This window comes from Bacillus cereus group sp. MYBK101-2, assembly GCF_051918845.1.
In the GTDB taxonomy this organism is placed as follows: domain Bacteria; phylum Bacillota; class Bacilli; order Bacillales; family Bacillaceae_G; genus Bacillus_A; species Bacillus_A paranthracis.
The window spans coordinates 248,798-268,469 of sequence record NZ_JBQAIE010000001.1; the positions used below are offsets into that span (position 1 = coordinate 248,798).

Genomic DNA, 19,672 nt, shown 5'->3' on the forward strand with positions numbered 1-19,672 from the left:
AATGTGAGCAGTTACGCTCACATTTGTTGTTCTTCTTCATAATCACACGAAATACATTGTACTTGTACGCCCTTTTTCAACTTCTTCTCTACTAGCATACCTTCACACTTCGGACATTTACGGCCAATCGGCTTATCCCAAGATACAAAGTCACACTCTGGATACGTACCGCACCCATAGAAAAGACGTTTCTTTTTATTACTACGACGTTCAATAATTTGACCTTTATCACATTTCGGACAAGTAACACCGATTTCTTTCACAATCGGTTTTGTATTACGACAATCTGGGAAATTCGAGCAAGCCATAAATTTCCCGTATTTACCCATTTTAAAGACCATTGGGTGATTACATAATTCACAATCTTCCCCAGCTGGTTCATCTTTAATTTCCACTTCACGCATTTCTTTTTCCGCTTTTTCTAAACGCGGTTCAAATCCTACGTAGAAATCATCAACAATTTTTACCCAATTCGCATTTCCTTCTTCTACTTCATCGAGGCTTTGCTCCATGTTAGCAGTAAATTCAATGTTAATAATTTCCGGGAAAAACTCTAAAATAAGTTCAATTACTATTTCACCTAGTTCAGTTGGAACGAAGCGTTTATTATCCAAACCTACATATCCACGTTTTTGAATCGTTTCAAGTGTCGGTACGTAAGTCGACGGTCTTCCAATTCCAAGCTCTTCAAGTGTTCTTACTAAACGAGCCTCTGTATAGCGCGGCGGAGGTTGTGTAAAGTGTTGCTTCGGTTCTAAATCCTTCGAAAATACGGTTTCCCCTACTTCTAAAGGTGGCAACATCTTATCCTTTTCTTCAGCCCCATCATCTTTCGACTCTACATACACTTTCATAAATCCTGGGAACTTTACAACCGATCCACTTGAACGGAACTGAACATTATTATTAATGAGTCTCGCTGTCACAGTATCCATTATAGCAGACGCCATTTGACTTGCAACAAATCGCTCCCAAATCAATTTATACAATCGAAGTTGGTCACGACTTAAGAAACTCTTTAGTTCCTCTGGCTTTCTCATTACCGAAGTAGGACGAATTGCCTCATGCGCATCTTGTGCGTTCGACTTCTTCGTTTCTTTCTTCTTTTCTGTTCCTATGTATTCCGTACCAAACGCCTCAGTAATGTACGTACGTGCCTCTGTTTGAGCTGTTTCTGAGATACGTGTTGAATCAGTTCTCATATACGTAATAAGACCTACAGTTCCTTGTTTTCCAAGATCAATTCCTTCATACAATTGCTGCGCAAGCATCATCGTTTTCTTTGCTCGCATGTTTAACTTACGCGCCGCCTCTTGTTGCAAGGAAGATGTTGTAAATGGTAATGCTGGATTACGTTTTCGCTCTTTTCGCGTTACATTTTCAACTGAGAACGCATTATCTTTCAGCCGTTCAATTATTTCATTCACTTGTGTTTCATTCGTTAATTGAACTTTTTCACCATCTACACCGTAAAAGCTTGCTTCAAATGTGTCTTTCCCTTTCACAAATTCTGTCTTAATTGTCCAGAATTCTTCAGGCTCGAAACTTTGTATTTCTCTTTCACGTTCGATAATTAAACGAACTGCTACAGATTGTACGCGTCCTGCACTTAATCCTTTTTTTACTTTCTTCCATAATAAAGGACTAATATTGTAACCAACAAGACGATCTAGTATACGTCTTGCTTGTTGTGCATCTACTAAATTCATGTTAATCGCGCGAGGATGTTTGAATGATTCTTTTATTGCATCTTTTGTAATCTCATTAAACACAACTCGGCAATCTGATTCAACGTCCACATTTAACGTATTGGCTAAATGCCAAGCAATAGCTTCCCCTTCGCGGTCTGGATCGGCCGCGAGATAGACTTTCTTTGCTTTTTTTGCTGCTGATTTTAAGTCTTTTAAGACGGGACCTTTACCACGAATGGTAATATACTTCGGGGTGAAGTTGTTCTTTACTTCTATCCCCATTTGGCTTTTAGGTAAATCGCGAACGTGTCCCATAGACGCGACAACTTTGTATTTTTTCCCTAAATATTTCTCAATGGTCTTCGCCTTAGAAGGCGACTCCACGATTACGAGGTAATCTGACATGCTAGTGCCTCCTTAAGAGGTGGATTCAAGTCTTCATTAATCTTATTGATTTCTCTTGTTTTTGTCAATCAAGAATGAATATACCATACAGTGCCTATCTACCATTTGTCAATAATTGTTTAATAAAAACATAAAAATATAAGGTTAATTTAAAATCTCTTCCAGTATATCTTCTGCATTTCTTACTAGTTTCGCTCCTTGTTGAATGAGATGATTTGTTCCTGATGCACTATCTATAAATATAGGTCCAGGCAGTGCAAATACCTCTCTATTTTGCTCTAGAGCAAGGTCTGCGGTAATAAGTGTTCCACTTCTTGATTTCGCTTCTACAACTAAAACACCTTTACTTATGCCACTAATAATTCGATTCCTTTTTGGAAAATACCATTTTTTCGGTGCATAGTGCGGAGGATACTCTGTTAATAACAATATATATTCATTCCACACTTCATATAAATATCGATTCTCTCTTGGATATATATACGATAATCCATGTCCTAGTATCGCAATTGTTGGGCAATGCCGTCTTACTGTAATTTCATGAGACATCGCATCTATCCCTCTTGCAAATCCACTGACAATAAGCCATTCTTTTTCTAATAATGGATGTAAAATAAATTTCAAACTTTCATATCCATATAAAGTCGGTTCTCTTGTTCCAACAACCGCTAATTTATTCACTTTATTGAGAAAATCTTTTTCTCCTTTTCCATATAATACAAAGGGAGGATCTTGTATTTCACGTAATAATTTTGGATAATCTTCATCCCATATTGTCATATAAAAGAATCGATTTTTCTCTAAATAAGATATATATTGTGGGAGATTTGAACTTTGAAGAAAATTTACTAATTCTGAAGATTTTTTCGAGGATATTCCAGTGTAACATTCAATTTGTTTTGCATTAAAATTGTATATTTCCTTCAATTCTGGATCGACATGTAATAGCCTCTCTATCGCCTTCCAATGGTCTGCTAACAAGTAATGAAGATGTAATAATCGTTCTCTTTTCATCCCAATTCTCCTTACCCATAATTTTTATTATGTTAACAAGAAGTTTGTAAAAAGACACCTTCAAGCAAGAAGGTGTCTTTCAACAGATTAGTAGTTTTTACAAGTCTCAAATAGACCTTTTTCTTTTAAGACAGAGATTAGCGTTTCACCCATAACTGCTGGAGTTTCCGCTACTTTAATACCACAAGCTTCCATCGTTTTAATCTTTTCTGCAGCAGTTCCTTTACCGCCAGAAATGATTGCACCAGCATGACCCATACGTTTGCCAGCAGGCGCTGTTTGGCCGCCAATGAAGCCTACAACAGGTTTTGTCATATTAGCTTTCACCCATTCAGCTGCCTCTTCTTCCGCTGTACCACCGATTTCACCAATCATAATTACAGCATGTGTTTCTTCATCTTCATTAAATGCTTTTAACGCATCAATAAAGTCTGTACCGTTAACAGGGTCTCCGCCGATACCTACAGCCGTAGATTGACCAATACCTTCTTGTGTTAACTGATGTACAGCCTCATACGTTAATGTACCAGAGCGAGATACGATACCTACATGACCTTTTTTATGAATGTACCCTGGCATAATACCAATTTTACATTCATCAGGTGTGATAACACCTGGGCAGTTCGGTCCAAGTAAACGTGTATGTTTACCAGCCATATATCTCTTTACATTTACCATATCTAATACAGGAATTCCTTCAGTAATACATACTACTAAATCAATTTCTGCATCAACTGCTTCCATAATTGCATCAGCCGCAAAAGCGGGTGGAACGTATACAACTGAAGCGTTTGCGCCTGTTGCTTTCACTGCATCTTCTACAGTATCAAATACTGGTACACCTTCAATATCAGTGCCACCTTTACCTGGCGTTACACCACCGACAATTTTCGTACCGTATTCTATCATTTGCTTTGTGTGGAATAACCCTTGAGAACCTGTAATACCTTGAACAATAACTTTTGTATCTTTATTAACTAATACGCTCATTTTTCTCCCCCGCTTTCTATTAGCCCACTAGTGAAACAATTTTTTGCGCACCGTCTGCCATAGATTCTGCTGCAACAATATTTAAGCCAGACTCATTTAAAATTTTCTTACCTAACTCTACGTTTGTACCTTCAAGACGTACAACTAAAGGCAATTCAAGACCTACTTGTTTCGTTGCTTCAATAACACCTTCTGCAATAACATCACACTTCATAATGCCACCAAAAATGTTAACGAAGATACCTTTTACATTTTTGTCAGAAAGGATAATTTTGAATGCTTCTGTAACCTTTTCAGCTGTCGCACCGCCACCAACATCTAAAAAGTTAGCTGGATCGCCATGGTAATGTTTAATGATATCCATAGTAGCCATCGCTAAACCTGCACCATTAACCATACAACCGATATTTCCATCTAAAGGAATGTAGTTTAAGTCATATTTAGAAGCTTCGATTTCTTTTGCATCTTCTTCATCAAGGTCACGAAGTTCTAAAATGTCTTTATGGCGATATAAAGCATTAGAGTCAAAGTTTAATTTCGCATCTAATGCCATAACTTTACCATCACCTGTTGTAACAAGTGGGTTAATCTCTGCGATAGAGCAATCTTTTTCGATAAAAGCACGGTATAAGCCCATCATAAACTTCACAGCTTGTCCTACAAGCTCTTTTGGAATATTGATGTTAAATGCAATTCGGCGTGCTTGGAAGCCTTGTAAGCCTACTGCTGGATCAATATATTCTTTAAAGATTTTTTCAGGTGTTTTTTCTGCTACTTCTTCAATTTCTGTTCCGCCTTCTTCAGAAGCCATTAAAACAACTTGAGAAGTTGCACGGTCTAAAACAAGACCTACATAATATTCTTTTTTAATATCGCAACCTTCTTCGATAAGTAAGCGTTTTACTTCCTTACCTTCAGGACCTGTTTGATGTGTCACAAGTGTAGTTCCTAAAATGCTCTCTGCATATGTACGAACTTCATCTAAATTTTTTGCAACTTTTACTCCGCCAGCTTTGCCGCGTCCACCAGCGTGAATTTGTGCTTTCACTACACATACATCCGTTCCCAATTCTTTCGCCGCTTCTACAGCTTCTTCTACTGTAAATGCAACCTTCCCGTTCGGAACGCTAACCCCATAGCTTCTAAGGACTGCCTTACCTTGGTACTCATGGATATTCATGGTCCCATCCTCCCCTGTTTTCCTGTTTTACTCGAAAAGTTTTTTAATGTTTAAAAAACATTACATTGCCATTGTATAAGATGATTGGCACGCTGTCTACAATAAAGTGTCAGAAAACTGAAATCGCTTTATTCTTTTTGGGAAATAGTAATGTTTATATGTCAAAATACAAAATAAGCTGCGTTTTCGCAGCTTATTTTTGAATCATATCTTTAATTGGCGCAAACGATTTTCGATGTTCTTCTAATATGCCATGCGCTTCAATCGCTTCTAAATGTTGTTTTGTGCCATATCCCATATGTTGTTCAAATCCATATGCAGGATACTTTTCTCCAAGCTCTTTCATCATACGATCTCTCGTTACTTTCGCAATAATGGATGCAGCTGAAATAGAAATACTTTTTGCATCACCTTTAATAATAGATGTTTGCGGAATTGGTGTAGGGAGTTTCATCGCATCAATTAATAAATATTGTGGTGTACAAGATAAATTCGCAACAGCATCTAACATCGCTTGTTTCGTCGCTTGATAAATATTTATTTCATCAATAACTTGCGGTGATACAATTCCAACTCCAATTGCAATTGCTTGCGCTTTAATTTCATCATAAAAACGCTCACGTTTCGCTTCACTCAGCTTTTTCGAATCGTTTAACCCTGGAATATAAAAGTCTTCCGGAAGAACGACAGCTGCCGTCACAACAGGCCCAGCTAACGGTCCACGACCTACTTCATCTATACCCGCGATATATGTGAGACCTTTTTCACGTAACGCATTTTCATATTTAGACATTTCTAGAAATTTTTCTTTTTCCTTTTGTGCTAACTCTTTTTGTTTATACCACTTCGAAATGAGCTTTTGTACCCCTTTACGTTCATCTTTCATTAATATCTGAAAGCGGTCGTCCTCTTCACTTATAATCTCTTGCAGTAAATGTTCCGCCTCTTGAATCGTCACTTTTTGCATTCATGCCACTCCCTTTATATACAAAAAAGAAAAGACGTACAAACGCACGTCTTATACTTCTTCTACTTTTTCTGCATCTTCTGTCTGCTCTGCAAACTCTTCTGGTGTTTCAAACGTCATTTTTCCAAGTTTGCCACCACGAAGCTCACGAAGTACAAGTTCAGATGTTTTATCATAATCAATCATTCCGCCGCCCATTAAACAGCCTCGGTTTTTTCCAATCGCATCAAATAACTCCACGATATCTTCTGGAATGTCATTTAAATTATAGCGCTCTTTTAATCGCTCTGGGTAATGTTTCTCCATAAAACGTAGCGCATAAACAGCTACGTCTTGTAGATTTAAAATAGAATCTTTAATTGCACCAGTCGTAGCTAGACGTAATCCAACTAATTGGTCCTCAAATTTAGGCCATAGTATACCTGGTGTATCAAGTAATTCCATTTCCTTCCCAACTTTAATCCATTGCTGAGCTGTTGTCACACCAGGACGATCTCCTGTTTTAGCAATATTTTTCTTCGCTAACTTATTAATCAACGTAGATTTACCAACATTCGGTATCCCCACAATTAATGCACGAATCGCTCTCGGTCTAATACCTTTTGCAACCATTTTATCAAATTTCTCTTTCACTAACACTTTACAAGCCGCCGCAATTTCCTTCATACCTTGTCCAGCCTGTGCGTTAATTGAAATTGCCATATGGCCTTTTTCTTTAAAATATGCGATCCATTGCTTTGTTAAACGATCATCTGCCATATCCGCTTTATTTAAAACAACAAGCCTCGGTTTATGTGTAATAATCTCATCGATCATCGGATTTCGAGAAGATAAAGGTAATCGAGCATCTACAAGCTCAATTACAACATCAATTAACTTTAATTTTTCTGTTACTTGGCGTCTAGCCTTTGCCATATGTCCCGGGAACCATTGAATTACCATGTTGCCACCTTCTTTTTCTTTTATTTCACAATACGAGCATCTTTTAACGGCCAATATAGTATATTTGCCTTTCCAATCACTTGGTCCATTGAAATTGTACCAATCGAACGGCTATCTTTACTAAAACGACGATTATCGCCTAAAACAAATAATTGACCTTCTGGAACAGTTTTCTTCCCTGTCATTTCTTCAAGAGTGAAATCATATGTAAGCGGTCCGTCAGCAATTTGTTTTTTCTGCTTGTCTAAATACGGCTCCTCATAAGTCTTTCCGTTAACATATAGTTTATCATTACGATACTCTATTTCATCGCCTGGCAGGCCGATAATACGCTTAATATAATCTTTATCTTCCGTTGCTCGGAATACAATAATATCAAATCGTTTCGGATCTCCTATGTGATAACCAATTTTATTAACAATCATTCGATCGCGATCATGTAAAGTAGACGCCATCGATACTCCATCTACGAGAATTGGCGCAAAGAAAAACTGTCTAATAACACCTGCTAATACAACAGCTATCAAAATTGCCTTGATCCATTCCCAAAGTGAACTCTTTTCTTTCTTCATGCTTTTCCCCTCCACGATTATGTAAGCTGATCGTATTATATCAAAATTTTATATAGATTGGAAAAAGGGAGCTTGTGCATTTACAAGCTCCCATACATGTCTTATCGAATTTCTTTAATACGTGCTTTTTTACCGCGAAGGTTACGTAAGTAGTATAACTTAGCACGACGTACTTTACCACGGCGAAGTACTTCGATTTTCGCGATTCTTGGCGTGTGAACTGGGAATGTACGCTCTACACCTACACCGTAAGAAATCTTACGAACTGTGAATGTTTCACTGATTCCGCCACCACGACGTTTAATTACAACACCTTCGAAAAGCTGAATTCTTTCACGAGTTCCCTCAACTACTTTTACGTGTACACGTAAAGTGTCTCCAGGACGGAATGAAGGAAGGTCAGTTTTTAATTGGCCTTTTGTAATTTCTGCGATTAATTGTTGCATATTAAATTCTCTCCTTTAAACAGATGCTCTTATAAAGTCTAAATAAATTACAGCGGAACATCGTTAATACGGCTACTGATTTCAGCAGCACAAGTGTTATAATAGCATATTGCTAAGGCTGTTGCAATAGAAAATATATCAAGCACTTATTTGCCTTCTTTAATCTGTTCTAGCCACTTCTTTTCTTGCTTAGACAATTCTCGTTCTTCTAGTAAATCCGGTCTACGCGTGTACGTACGACGTAGTGATTCTTTATGTCGCCATTCATCAATATTTTTATGATTTCCCGACATTAATACATCTGGCACTTTCATACCACGAAAATCAGCTGGACGTGTATAATGAGGATGCTCTAATAAACCTGTACTAAACGAATCCTCGACTTGTGAAGCATGATTTCCTAGTACTCCTGGAAGGAGACGTACGACACTATCAGTTATAACCATAGAGGCTAACTCTCCACCCGTTAATACATAGTCACCGATAGAAATCTCATCTGTTACGAGATGTTCACGAATTCGTTCGTCATATCCTTCATAATGCCCACATACAAAGATTAAATGTTCTTCCTCTGCAAGCTCTTCCGCTTTCTTCTGAGTAAACCTTTCACCTTGCGGACACATTAAGACAACTCGCGGCTTCCGCTCTGTCTCTTTCGTTAAATCTTCTACAGCATCAAAAATAGGCTGAGGAGTTAACACCATCCCAGCGCCGCCACCATACGGATAATCATCCACACTATTATGCTTACTCGTTGTATAATCGCGGAAATTGACAACACGAAGCTCTACCGCTTCTTTTTCTTGTGCTTTCTTTAAAATTGAAGATCCAAACACACCTGTAAACATATCTGGAAACAAAGTTAAAATGTCAATTTTCATTATAGTAGCCCTTCCATTACATGAATGGTTACTAATTTATTCTCAATGTTAACTTGAAGCACAACATCATCAATATAAGGAATTAACAAATCTTGACCTTTTGGACGTTTAATTACCCAAACATCATTTGCACCAGGAGATAGAACTTCTTTTATTGTCCCTAGCGCTTCTCCTTCTTCCGTTACAACGTTGCAACCAATAATTTCATGATAGTAGTATTCACCTTCAGCTAGTTCGCCTAATTGATCTTCAGGTACTTTTAAAAGAGAACCTTTAAACTGTTCTACTTCATTTACATTCCCATATCCTTCAAATGTCAATAAATCAAATGTTTTATGTTGACGATGAGAAGTAATCTTTACTGGGAAAGGCTCTCCACCTTTTTCATTCGATATGTATAACGTATTCCCTACCTTATATCGCTCTTCTGGAAAATCAGTACGAGAAACCACACGAATTTCTCCTTTTACGCCATGAGTATTTACAATTTTTCCTACGTTAAACCATTTTGTCATAAACAGTATGTCACCCCTGGTTTCTATATAAATTAAGCATCCCCATTTCACATATGGAACATGCAACTTCTCTTTAAATGTTAAAAAAGGGAGAGGAATAACTCCTCGCCCTTTTTACGTTTATTGAATTTCCAGTGTTACTTTTTCACTATTGTGATGTCCCACTGAATACAAGAGCATTCGAATTGCTTTCGCAACTTTCCCTTGTTTTCCAATGACTTTTCCAACATCCTCAGGATGTACAGTTAATCGATACTTTATCTCTCCGTTGTAAAGTTCCTGTGTAACTTTTACATCTTCAGGATAATCGACAAGAGGCTTGACAATCGTCTCGACTAACTTCTTCATAGTCATTACCTCAATTACTTACCTTGTTTAGATAAGTGGAATTTCTCCATGATACCTTGGTTAGAGAATAAGTTACGAACTGTATCAGATGGTTTAGCACCATTTCCTAACCATTTTAATGCTGCTTCTTCGTTGATCTTAACTTCAGCTGGTTGAGCAACCGGATTGTAAGTACCGATTTCCTCAATGAAACGTCCGTCACGAGGAGAACGAGAATCTGCAACAACTACACGATAGAAAGGAGTTTTTTTAGCTCCCATACGTTTTAAACGAATTTTAACTGCCATTTATAAAGCACCTCCGAATTTATTTCACACAGATAATTATATTAGCAAAAAGACTATTGCTTTGTAAAGTATTTTTTCTTAACAGAGCCATCTTTTTTCCTTACATGAATGGAAACTTCAATCCACCTAGTCCTTTTTTCTTACCTTTTTGCATTCCAGTCATCGTTTTCATCATTTTTTTCATATCATCAAATTGCTTGATTAAACGATTGATTTCTTGTACCGTTGTACCGCTACCTTTGGCAATGCGTTTTTTGCGACTAGCATTGATTATTTCCGGTTGTTCTCGCTCTAATTTAGTCATAGAACGAATAATTGCCTCAATATGCCCAATTTGTTTTTCATCAACTTGTGCATTTTTCAGCCCTTTAATTTTATTTGCACCAGGAAGCATTCCTAACAATTCATCAAGCGGTCCAAGTTGACGCACTTGTCCAAGTTGTTCTAGGAAATCGTCAAGTGTAAACGAAAGCGTACGCATTTTTTGCTCAAGTTCTTTTGCTTTCTCTTCATCAACTGTAGCTTGCGCTTTTTCAATTAATGTTAAGACGTCTCCCATCCCTAAAATACGGGATGCCATACGTTCTGGATGGAACGCTTCAAGTGCATCTAGTTTTTCACCCATACCAGCAAATTTAATTGGCGTATTTGTAACAGCTTTAATAGACAATGCCGCACCACCGCGCGTATCACCATCCAGCTTCGTTAATACAACCCCTGTTAAACCTAGCTGTTCATGGAAACTTTGTGCAACATTAACCGCGTCTTGTCCTGTCATCGCATCGACAACAAGGAAAATTTCATCCGGTTTCGCAACTTCTTTCACTTTCGCTAATTCATCCATTAGTTCTTCATCAATATGCAGGCGACCTGCTGTATCAATTAAAACATAATCATGATGATCTTCTTTCGCTTTTGCAATCGCTTGTTTCGCAATTTCAACAGGACTTACTTGATCTCCTAAAGAGAATACAGGCATGTCCAATTGCTTCCCTAATGTTTCAAGCTGTTTAATCGCTGCAGGACGGTAAATATCCGCCGCAACAAGCATTGGTTTACGATTATGCTTTTTACGAAGCAAATTCGCAAGCTTACCTGTCGTCGTTGTTTTACCTGCACCTTGCAGACCAACCATCATAATAACAGTCGGTGGCTTGTTAGCAACAGCAATTTTGCTTTGCTCTCCGCCCATAAGTTCTGTAAGTTCTTCCTGTACAACCTTAATTACTTGTTGTCCAGGTGTCAAACTTTTCATTACATCTTGTCCGACAGCACGTTCAGATACACGCTTTACAAAATCTTTTACTACTTTAAAGTTAACGTCCGCTTCTAAAAGAGCTAGACGAACTTCTCTCATCATTTCTTTCACATCGGCTTCAGAAACTTTTCCTTTGCCGCGGATTTTTTGCATCGTCTGTTGAAGTCGGTCGGCTAATCCTTCAAATGCCATATTGCCGCCCTCCTAATCTAATTTTTCGATAGCTTCAACAACTTGTTTCATTTCTTCATTCACATGCTCTTCTTCGCTGATTAGCTGTTTTAGCTTTGCAACAAGTCGCTGTCGCTCTTGAAACTTTTGAAGTAATACTAATTTTTCTTCATATTCTTCAAGCATCGCTTCAGTCCGTTTAATGTTATCATACACGGCTTGGCGACTCACATCAAATTCTTCCGCAATTTCACCAAGAGATAAATCATCTAGATAATAAAGCGACATATAACTTCTTTGTTTTTGCGTTAACAACGATTGATAAAAATCAAATAAATAGTTCATTCTCGTTGTTTTTTCGAGCATGTTGGATCATCCTTTGTTAAGTGATTTCCCTTTACATGAATTAGTTTACATGGAGTACAAAAGAGTGTCAAGTTTTTTTCTTAACATCTCATATTTTTATGGAAAAAGAAGCGGAAAATACCGCTTCTTTCACTTATACTTCTTCTGTTTCTACTAAGTTCGCAAATAAACCATATACATATTGTTCTGGATCGAACTGTTGCAGATCATCCATTTGCTCTCCTAATCCAACGAATTTCACCGGTACATCCATTTCGTTACGAATTGCTAATACAATACCACCTTTAGCAGTTCCATCTAACTTCGTTAAAACAATACCAGTCACATTCGTTGCTTCACGGAATGTTTTCGCTTGACTTAAACCGTTTTGTCCTGTTGTTGCATCAATAACAAGTAATACTTCATGAGGAGCTCCTGGTACTTCACGCTCAATTACACGCTTTACCTTCTCTAACTCTTTCATTAAGTTTACTTTATTTTGTAAACGTCCTGCTGTATCACATAGTAATACATCTACTTTACGTGCTTTTGCAGCTTGTACAGCGTCATACATAACCGCTGCTGGATCAGACCCTGATCCTTGTTTAATCACTTCTACCCCAACGCGATTGCCCCATACTTCTAATTGTTCAATCGCTCCAGCACGGAATGTATCTCCTGCTGCTAATAAGACAGACTTACCTTCTGATTTAAACTTATGAGCCATCTTACCAATTGTCGTCGTTTTACCTACACCATTCACACCAACAAATAAAACAACTGTCAAGCCATCCTTTTGCTCATTAATTTCATTAGTAAAATCACTGTCACCTTTATAAATCTCTATTAATTTTTCCGAAATAACAGCTTGTACTTCTTTTGGATCTTGAATATTACGACGTTGTACTTCTTCTTTCAGCTGGTCGATTAATTCCATCACTGTCGAAACGCCAACATCTGCACCGATTAAAATTTCTTCTAATTCTTCGAAGAAATCTTCATCTACTTTACGGTAACGAAAGACTAAATCATTTACTTTATCTGCAAACGAATTTCTCGTTTTTTCTAATCCTTGTTTAAACTTCTCTGTTACCGTATCTGTTTGTTTTGAAATTTTTTCTTTTAGTTTTTTAAAAAAGCTCATACTGTCCCATCCTTTCTATTTGCTTGCAACTAGTTCTTCTCCATCATCTAAACGAACAGAAACAAGTTTAGATACCCCTGACTCTTGCATTGTTACACCGTACAATACGTCAGACTCTTCCATTGTACCTTTTCTATGTGTAATTACAATAAACTGTGTCTCATCACTAAATTTCTTTAAATACTGAGCAAAACGGGCAACGTTTGCCTCATCAAGAGCAGCCTCTACCTCATCTAATACACAGAATGGGACTGGGCGCACTTTTAAAATACCAAATAGCAGCGCAATTGCCGTTAAAGCACGCTCTCCACCTGAAAGTAAACCTAAGTTTTGCAGTTTCTTCCCTGGCGGTTGCGCTACGATATCAATACCCGTATTTAATAAGTCCTCTGGATTCGTCATAACTAAATCCGCTCTACCGCCTCCAAATAATTCAGAGAACACCGATTGAAACTCCATTCGAATTCCTTCAAACGTAGTAGAAAAGCGTTTTTTCATTTCTTCATCCATTTCAGTAATAAGTTGGTGCAATGTCGTTTTTGCTTCTTCTAGATCATCTTTTTGCTCTAGTAAGAATGTATGACGCTCTGCCACACGCTCATACTCATCAATTGCTCCTAAGTTTACTGTACCTAGCTCTTCGATGGAGAGTTTAATTAGTTTCACCTTTTTACGTGCATCCTCAGCAGGCATCACCATTGTATACTTCAGTTTTGCCGCTTCAAATGAAATCGTATATGTTTCACGTAAATGTTGTAATCTATTTTCTAACTCTACATCAAGTCGGTTTATTTTTACCTCTTGATCTTTCAACATCTCAAGAATGTATTTATGTTTACCTGTTGTTTCTTTCAGGTTACGCTCTAACTGTTCTACTCTTTCTTGTAACGATACACGTTGTTCACGACGAGAGCGAATTAACTCTGAAGTTTGATTACGATCATATGCTTTCTTCTCAATCATATTCGTAATTTGTTCTTCACCACTTGAATTCGATGTCATTTCTTGTTTTAAGAATGCTAAATCCTCTTTCGTTTTGACAAGCGTTGCATCGGTTTCTTCTTTTTCCTTCGTCAATCGTTCTACTTTTTCTTTTTGATTAGATAAGCGTTGTTGCTTTTCAGCTGCTAACACTTTTAACTCAGTCATTTCTTTTTGAACTTTTTCTTTCGAAGAATGTTGCTCACTTTTTTGTTTTGTTAAAGCTGTGATTTTGCTATCTAATTCCGTAATCTCTGCCTGAAGAGTCGCTAAAATCTTTTCTAACTCTTCTTTACGGCCTTGCATTTTCACTTGGTCTTGCAAGAACCCTTCAATCTCTAAATCGTAAATAGATAAACGATCATTAATACGATGTTCTTCTAATTCTAAGCGACTAATTTCTTCTCTTAATTTCTGTTCATCTACACGCTCTGCTTCTACACTTTGCCTTAGTTCGCGTATTTGCACTTCTTTTTCTTGAATCTCTTGTTTTACTGCTTTAACAAAGTTTTCTAACTTCGTTGTTTTTTCTTCCATATCAGTTAACTTACTCGTCCACTCTTCTAGTTCACGTTGACGTCCTAATAAAGATGATTTCGCCTGTTTTACCGCTCCACCCGTCATAGAACCGCCAGGGTTTACTACATCACCTTCGATTGTTACAATGCGATAACGGTATTGCAATTGTTTCGCCAACTCATTCGCTCCGCGTAAATCTTTTGCAACAATAACAGTACCTAATAAATTTGAAACTACATTTTCATATTTATTGTTATATTGCACGAGTTCTGCTGCCACACCTACAAACGATGGGTGCTGATTTACAATACGTAATTGCTCAAATGATAACGATCTACCTTTAATAACAGCTTGCGGTAAAAACGTTGCTCGTCCATGTTTATTTTGTTTTAAAAACGCAATTGCACTACGAGCATGTTCTTCTTTTTGTACAACTATATGCTGCATCGCTGCACCTAGAGCAATTTCCATTGCAATTTCATATTCTTTCGGTACCGTTAGCAGTTCTGCAACAGCACCCTCAATACCTTGCAACCTATTTTCTCTAGCTTTTAATACTTCACGTACCCCTTGATAGAAACCAGAGTAGTCCTCTTGCATCTCTTCTAGCATTTCTTTTCGAGAACGTGCCTGTTGTACAAATTGATATGCTTGATACAGTTTTGTTTCGTTTTCACTATACTGCGCCTTGCATTTCCCAAGTGCCGCTTCTGTCTTTTGTATATTCGAAAGGATTCCAGCTACTTTTTCTTTTACTTGTTCATAACTTTCCACAAGTTTTGTCTTTTTCGCTGTAATTTCCATACGCATTTCTACATATTTCGCATTTTCTTCATCAAGGCGTTCATTTTTTGAGTTTTGTTGTTTAGATTGTTCTTCAATCATAGATAACTCATTACGATGACTAGCTTGTTGATTTAAAAGTTCAATATAGTCACCTTTTAAATTCTCAATTTGCTCTTCTAAATTGTCAGCAAACGTTGCAAGTAATTGCTCATTATCATGCAATTTCGTCTCCAACTCTTTTACATGATTTACAAATTGCATCAATACTTCTGTACTCGATTCAATTTCACCATCATAACTTGTAGCTTTCTCTGTTAATTCAACAATTAACTGTTCGAGTTGTGCACAATGCGTCGTTGCATTTTGCTTTCTCTCTTTTAATAGCTCACGCTGTCCTTCTAACTTTTCTAGCTCTTTACTAGAAAGCAAAAGTACTTCTTGCAGGGAATCTACAGACTCATCTACTGCTTGTAATTGGCCTCGTAATTCCTCTAACTCTTCTTCACCTTTTTGTAAATGCGTTGACATTTTCGCTTCTTCGTTTTTATTATGCCCAAACTGATTTCGAAGCGCTTCCCATTTCTCATGTAATTCTTCAATTTCATGTACAATAAGCGCCGCTTCTACTTTCTCTAATTCTTCTTTTTTCTCGAGATAATCCTTTGCAATAGAAGCTTGTCTTTCTAAAGGTTCTACTTGACTACTTAATTCGTGAATTATATCTTGTACACGATTTAAGTTTTCTTGTGTGTCTGCTAATTTACCTTCAGCTTTCTTTTTACGAAGTTTGTATTTCAGCACTCCCGCCGCTTCTTCAAATACACCACGACGTTCTTCTGATTTACTACTTAAAATTTCTTCAACTTTCCCCTGGCTAATAATCGAAAAAGCTTCTCTTCCCATACCAGAGTCCATAAATAAATCGATAATATCTTTCAACCTGCATGATTGTTTATTAATATAAAAATCACTATCACCAGAACGAGATACACGACGCGTTACACACACCTCATTATATTCAATCGGTAAACGTTGATCTTCATTATTTAAAGTTAATGTTACTTCAGCAACATTAACCGCTCTTCTCGTATCACTACCTGCAAAAATAATATCTTCCATCTTTGCACCACGTAATGATTTTGCCGATTGTTCACCAAGTACCCAACGAATGGCATCAGTAATATTACTTTTCCCGCTTCCATTAGGTCCTACTACAGACGTTACACCTGGGACAAAATCGACAGATACACGCTCAGCAAAAGACTTAAATCCTGCTATTTCTAATCTTTTTAAAAACACGAAAGGCCTTCCTCCTATTCTCCGTTGCTATAAATGTTGTTTATACAAAAACAAACGATTATACGGATTTCATTTCCTTACATTTATAAACGAAAGGAAAGTTTCATTCTATGCACAAGGAATCCCCCTCATTCAAAGGGGGATTCCTTATAGTTGTTCTTTTAACTTTTTCAACGCTTCTGCAGCAGCTTGTTGCTCTGCTTCTTTTTTCGACTTGCCACTACCAAGACCTAAGGCCACGTTATTTAACGTAACACGTGACACAAATTCTCGATTGTGAGCCGGTCCTTTTTCTTGCAAAATTTGATACTCAATATTGCCACTACCATCACGCTGAATCAACTCTTGTAATTGACTCTTATAATCCATCACATGAGAAAAAGCACCTTCATTAATTTTAGGGTATACAATTTCTTTTAAGAAGCCCCATACTGTTTCTAACCCTTGATCAAGATAAAGGGCACCAATAAACGCTTCAAAGACATCCGCTAATAAAGCTGGTCGTTCACGTCCGCCTGTCATTTCCTCACCTTTTCCTAATAAAACTAGGCTACCAAATGACAACTCGTTTGCAAAACGAACAAGAGATGGTTCACATACAATAGCTGCACGTAGTTTTGTTAACTCTCCTTCGCTCATTGTCGGATATTTTTGAAACAGATACTGCGATACAGTAAGTTCCAATACTGCATCTCCAAGGAATTCGAGACGCTCATTGTCTTCATGCGGTTTTTTTCGATGCTCATTCACATACGATGAATGCGTAAATGCTTGAATCAATAATTTTTCATCTGTAAACGTAATACCTATTTTTTCTTGAAATACTTTAAACGCTTCACGATATTTTGTTTCGTATTTTTTTTCTCTATATTTACGGTACGGCATAGGTCCCTCCAGATATAAGCCGAGAAGCCCCGCTAAAAAACGGGACTTCATTCAAGCATTATAGATGACTCTCTATGTAAGTCACAGCATCGCCAACAGTAGCAATCTTTTCAGCATCTTCATCAGAAATTTCCATTTCGAATTCGTCTTCTAATTGCATTACAAGTTCTACTACATCTAGGGAGTCTGCTCCTAAATCTTCCTTGAAGCTTGCAGCTGGTACTACTTCTGTTTCTTCTACTCCTAAACGATCAACGATAATTTTTGTTACACGCTCTAAAACATCTGCCATTCCATTCACCTCCCCTCAAATATTATATTAAATATTGTCCAAAAAAACTAGCTGAAATCGATTCTTTTATTACATTACCATACCGCCATCAACATTTAACGTTTGACCTGTAATATATTTGCTTTGATCAGAAGCAAAAAACGTTACAGCATTTGCGATATCTTGGGCTTCACCAAACTGAGCTGTAGGAATTAATTTTAACATTTCAGCTTTTATATTTTCATCTAATACGTCTGTCATATCTGTCGCAATAAATCCAGGAGCAATTGCATTTACAGTAATATTACGGCTTGCTAACTCTTTTGCTGATGTTTTTGTTAATCCGATTACACCTGCTTTAGCAGCAACATAGTTTGCTTGTCCTGGGTTTCCCGTTACTCCGACAACAGAAGCGATATTTACAATACGTCCTTGACGTTGACGCATCATATATCGAGATACTGCCTTTGTACATAAGAATACACCTTTTAAGTTTGTATTAATAACTGTATCCCATTCTTCTTCTTTCATACGCATTAATAAATTATCTTTTGTTACACCTGCATTATTTACAAGAATATCAACTTGTCCAAATACATCTACAGTTTGTTTCACCATATTTGTAACGTCTTCAGCATTTGCAACATCTGCTCTTACTGCAATTGCATCCGAACCTAGTTTCTTTATTTCATCAACTACTTCATTTGCCTTTTGCTCGTTACCAGCATAGTTTACTACAACATTTGCCCCTTGTTTTGCTAAATCAATCGCAATTGCACGACCAATTCCACGTGAAGCACCCGTTACTAATGCTACTTTCCCTTTTAACATCAGTTTTCTCCTCTCAAATTTGAAATGGTATCTTGTAATGTCTCTTCATCGTATATCGCGTATGCTTTCACTGATGAATCAATTGACTTCATAAGTCCAGCAAGTACTTTCCCAGGTCCAATCTCAATAAATGTATCTACCCCTTGACTCACCATATATTCAATGGATGGATACCATAAGACAGGCGAATAGAGCTGCTCGATTAGCTTTTCTTGAATATGCGCACCACTTGTAATAACGTCTGCTGTTACATTTGCGATTACCGGAATATTCGTATCTTGAATTGTAATTTCATTTAAGACACTTTGGAATTTCTCCGCCGCTGGCTTCATAAGCGCAGAGTGGAACGGTCCACTTACTTTAAGCGGAATTGCTCTCTTTGCACCATTTTCTTTCGCTCTTTGAGAAGCAATCTCGACTCCTTGCTTTGTTCCAGAAATCACAATTTGCTTCGTACTATTCATATTAGCAATTTGTACTGCATACCCTTCACTTGTTACTTCTTCTGTAACTTGTTTCAGCATATGTGGATCAGCACCTAAAATAGCCGCCATTGCACCTTCTCCGCCAGGAACAGCTTCTTCCATATATTCCCCACGTTTCCTTACAGCATATACTGCATCCTCAAAAGTTAATGCACCCGCTGCTACAAGAGCGCTATACTCACCTAAACTATGCCCTGCGACAAAGTCTGGTGTAATATCATATTCTTTTAAAGCTGTCAAAATAGCAAAACTCGTTGTTAATAAAGCAGGTTGGGCATTTGTTGTTAACGTAAGCTTTTCCTGCGGCCCTTCAAAAATCACTTCTGAAAGTGAGTCTTGCAACACCTCATCTGCTTTTGCAAATACATTTGCAACCTCTTTATTATTCTCTGCTAACTGTTTACCCATTCCAACTGCCTGTGAACCTTGGCCCGGAAAAAGAAATGCTAGTTTTCCCAT

At 37.5% G+C, this 19,672-nt stretch carries 20 protein-coding genes; all 20 read right to left on the reverse strand.

From position 1 onward, the window contains the following. Positions 1 to 17: 17 nt before the first annotated feature. The 20 genes from topA to fabD all read right to left on the reverse strand — a co-directional run bounded on the left by topA (position 18) and on the right by fabD (position 19,672). Entirely contained in the window at positions 18 to 2,096 is a 2,079-nt protein-coding gene (gene topA / locus ACTFSI_RS01180; protein ID WP_001286973.1) for a type I DNA topoisomerase, read from the reverse strand. Between the two features lie 144 nt (positions 2,097 to 2,240). After that, a complete protein-coding gene (gene dprA / locus ACTFSI_RS01185) occupies positions 2,241 to 3,110 on the reverse strand; it encodes a DNA-processing protein DprA (RefSeq protein ID WP_061131599.1) in 870 nt (289 codons plus the stop codon). A gap of 87 nt (positions 3,111 to 3,197) precedes the next feature. After that, positions 3,198 to 4,100 carry a succinate--CoA ligase subunit alpha gene (gene sucD, locus ACTFSI_RS01190; RefSeq protein ID WP_000115178.1) on the reverse strand — a complete coding sequence of 301 codons (903 nt, stop codon included), beginning with the start codon at positions 4,098 to 4,100 and terminating at the stop codon, positions 3,198 to 3,200. A gap of 19 nt (positions 4,101 to 4,119) precedes the next feature. Further along, entirely contained in the window at positions 4,120 to 5,280 is a 1,161-nt protein-coding gene (sucC, locus tag ACTFSI_RS01195; RefSeq protein WP_001020785.1) for an ADP-forming succinate--CoA ligase subunit beta, read from the reverse strand. A 193-nt stretch (positions 5,281 to 5,473) separates the two neighbouring features. Next, entirely contained in the window at positions 5,474 to 6,247 is a 774-nt protein-coding gene (rnhB, locus tag ACTFSI_RS01200; RefSeq protein ID WP_001174718.1) for a ribonuclease HII, read from the reverse strand. Between the two features lie 51 nt (positions 6,248 to 6,298). After that, positions 6,299 to 7,189, reverse strand: a complete 891-nt coding sequence (gene ylqF / locus ACTFSI_RS01205; protein ID WP_000236700.1) for a ribosome biogenesis GTPase YlqF — start codon at positions 7,187 to 7,189, stop codon at positions 6,299 to 6,301. Positions 7,190 to 7,209: 20 nt separating this feature from the next. Further along, positions 7,210 to 7,761 carry a signal peptidase I gene (gene lepB, locus ACTFSI_RS01210; protein ID WP_000711860.1) on the reverse strand — a complete coding sequence of 184 codons (552 nt, stop codon included), beginning with the start codon at positions 7,759 to 7,761 and terminating at the stop codon, positions 7,210 to 7,212. 101 nt (positions 7,762 to 7,862) lie between these two features. Then, complete coding sequence (rplS, locus tag ACTFSI_RS01215; protein ID WP_001186516.1) at positions 7,863 to 8,207, reverse strand: 50S ribosomal protein L19; 345 nt, start codon at positions 8,205 to 8,207, stop codon at positions 7,863 to 7,865. Positions 8,208 to 8,353: 146 nt separating this feature from the next. Beyond that, positions 8,354 to 9,088 (reverse strand): tRNA (guanosine(37)-N1)-methyltransferase TrmD, encoded by a 735-nt coding sequence (gene trmD / locus ACTFSI_RS01220; RefSeq protein WP_000686892.1) that lies wholly within the window; start codon positions 9,086 to 9,088, stop codon positions 8,354 to 8,356. Beyond that, positions 9,088 to 9,603, reverse strand: a complete 516-nt coding sequence (gene rimM, locus ACTFSI_RS01225) for a ribosome maturation factor RimM (protein ID WP_000170268.1) — start codon at positions 9,601 to 9,603, stop codon at positions 9,088 to 9,090. The genes trmD and rimM overlap by 1 nt, the downstream gene beginning before the upstream one ends. Positions 9,604 to 9,723: 120 nt before the next feature. Next, entirely contained in the window at positions 9,724 to 9,951 is a 228-nt protein-coding gene (locus ACTFSI_RS01230) for a KH domain-containing protein (RefSeq protein ID WP_000737403.1), read from the reverse strand. Between the two features lie 14 nt (positions 9,952 to 9,965). Next, a complete protein-coding gene (rpsP, locus tag ACTFSI_RS01235) occupies positions 9,966 to 10,238 on the reverse strand; it encodes a 30S ribosomal protein S16 (RefSeq protein ID WP_000268750.1) in 273 nt (90 codons plus the stop codon). 100 nt (positions 10,239 to 10,338) lie between these two features. Continuing rightward, the gene (ffh, locus tag ACTFSI_RS01240) at positions 10,339 to 11,688 is read right to left on the reverse strand and encodes a signal recognition particle protein (protein ID WP_000863461.1); all 1,350 of its coding nucleotides are present in this window, start codon (positions 11,686 to 11,688) and stop codon (positions 10,339 to 10,341) included. Between the two features lie 12 nt (positions 11,689 to 11,700). Next, entirely contained in the window at positions 11,701 to 12,033 is a 333-nt protein-coding gene (locus tag ACTFSI_RS01245) for a putative DNA-binding protein (protein ID WP_000891062.1), read from the reverse strand. Positions 12,034 to 12,166: 133 nt separating this feature from the next. Continuing rightward, positions 12,167 to 13,156: a signal recognition particle-docking protein FtsY gene (ftsY, locus tag ACTFSI_RS01250; protein WP_275893700.1), complete on the reverse strand. Its 990-nt coding sequence runs from the start codon at positions 13,154 to 13,156 to the stop codon at positions 12,167 to 12,169. Positions 13,157 to 13,171: 15 nt separating this feature from the next. Continuing rightward, positions 13,172 to 16,741, reverse strand: coding sequence for a chromosome segregation protein SMC (gene smc / locus ACTFSI_RS01255; RefSeq protein ID WP_270363136.1), 3,570 nt, complete (start codon positions 16,739 to 16,741; stop codon positions 13,172 to 13,174). Positions 16,742 to 16,888: 147 nt separating this feature from the next. Beyond that, the gene (gene rncS / locus ACTFSI_RS01260) at positions 16,889 to 17,626 is read right to left on the reverse strand and encodes a ribonuclease III (protein ID WP_001146876.1); all 738 of its coding nucleotides are present in this window, start codon (positions 17,624 to 17,626) and stop codon (positions 16,889 to 16,891) included. 58 nt (positions 17,627 to 17,684) lie between these two features. Next, positions 17,685 to 17,918 carry an acyl carrier protein gene (gene acpP, locus ACTFSI_RS01265; RefSeq protein WP_000786062.1) on the reverse strand — a complete coding sequence of 78 codons (234 nt, stop codon included), beginning with the start codon at positions 17,916 to 17,918 and terminating at the stop codon, positions 17,685 to 17,687. Between the two features lie 69 nt (positions 17,919 to 17,987). After that, complete coding sequence (gene fabG, locus ACTFSI_RS01270) at positions 17,988 to 18,728, reverse strand: 3-oxoacyl-[acyl-carrier-protein] reductase (protein WP_270363138.1); 741 nt, start codon at positions 18,726 to 18,728, stop codon at positions 17,988 to 17,990. Further along, positions 18,728 to 19,672, reverse strand: a complete 945-nt coding sequence (gene fabD, locus ACTFSI_RS01275; RefSeq protein ID WP_411931847.1) for an ACP S-malonyltransferase — start codon at positions 19,670 to 19,672, stop codon at positions 18,728 to 18,730. Before fabD ends, fabG begins: the two co-directional genes overlap by 1 nt.